Origin of the sequence: Bacillus sp. REN10, assembly GCF_016820555.1 — a bacterium.
Lineage (GTDB): Bacteria > Bacillota > Bacilli > Bacillales > Domibacillaceae > Bacillus_CE.
Map to the genome: position 1 here is coordinate 1 of NZ_JADHDW010000035.1, position 1435 is coordinate 1435.

Consider the following 1435-nt stretch of genomic DNA (forward strand, 5'->3'; position numbering starts at 1 on the left):
TTGAACTGCCCCATAAATGTTAGACACCAAACTAACATTTATGGGGTGTTTTTATGTCTAAATATACAGTAGACGATAAATTAAAAGCAGTAGAACGTTATTTAACTAGTAAGGAAAGTTATCAAACCATTGCAGAAAGCATGGGCACAGTGAAATCATCCGTCATTACCTGGGTAAAGTTGTTTGAAGCGCAAGGCATTGAAGGTTTTAACAAGGACTATACAAGTTACTCCAGTCAGTTTAAACTAGACGTACTCAATTTTATGAACGAAACGGGCGCGTCTCTTCGAGAAACTGCAAGCACATTTAATATTTCTTCCCCCGGTACTATTTATAAATGGGATCAGTTGCTTAAGACAGAAGGATTGGGCGCGCTAGAACCAAAGAAAAAGGGGCGTCCATCTATGAAGAAAAAAACAAATAAATTAGCACCAACTGAAGGGTCAGTAGAAGCGTTACAAGCGAAGATTGAGCGTTTAGAAATGGAGAATGCTTACTTAAAAAAGTTGAACACTTTAGTTCAAATGCAGGAAAAATTACAAACAAAATCAAAGCGCAAGTAATTTTCGAACTAAAGTGTCAGTATGACGTTGTGGATTTAGTTGAAGTCGCAGGTATTCCACGCAGCACTTATTATTACTGGGAAAAACAATTAAACCGAGTGGATAAATACGCCGATGTAAAAGAGGCAATGATAAAGATTTATCATGAACACAAAGGTCGATACGGATATCGTCGCATCACAAAAGAGCTGAAGAAATATGGGTTTACACATGATCCGAAGACCATCAATCGTTTAATGAATGAACTTAGCTTAAAATGCATGGTACGTATAAAGAAGTACCGTTCTTATAAAGGAAACGTAGGTAAAATCGCGCCGAACGTATTACAACGTGATTTTCACGCAGACAAAATGAATCAAAAATGGGTGACAGACGTGACTGAATTCCATCTATTTGGAGAAAAACGCTATTTATCTCCTGTTCTCGATTTGTGTAATGGCGAAATTATTGCGTACAAAGTTATGAATAGGCCCGTTTATCAACTCGTAGGTGATATGTTAGATGAGGCGATTAAACGTCTGAAACCAGAAGATAAGCTCATTATTCATTCTGATCAGGGCTGGCATTATCAAATGAAAAAGTATCAGAACACATTACAAGATCACCAAATTACACAAAGTATGTCCCGTAAGGGCAACTGCCTAGATAATGCCGTAATTGAAAATTTCTTCGGCTTATTAAAGTCTGAGCTACTATACTTACAAGAGTTTGAGAGTATGGAGCATTTTGAAAAAGAGTTGGAAGATTATATTGAGTACTACAATCACAAACGAATGAAGGCAAAATTAAAAGACTTGAGCCCAGTAGAATACCGAACTCAAGTCTTGGAAGCTGCCTAAAATTATTTGTCTAACTTTATTGGGTCAGATCAA

Annotated in this window: 1 protein-coding gene; it reads left to right on the forward strand. The window is 36.9% G+C overall.

The features are described from left to right. The first annotated feature begins 53 nt into the window (after nt 1-53). Nucleotides 54-1402 (forward strand): IS3 family transposase gene (locus IRB43_RS17585; RefSeq protein WP_481748167.1). Its coding sequence is split into 2 segments (ribosomal slippage): nt 54-534 and nt 534-1402, totalling 1350 coding nucleotides; the frame shifts between segments, so codons are not numbered across the junction. Nucleotides 1403-1435: the final 33 nt, after the last annotated feature.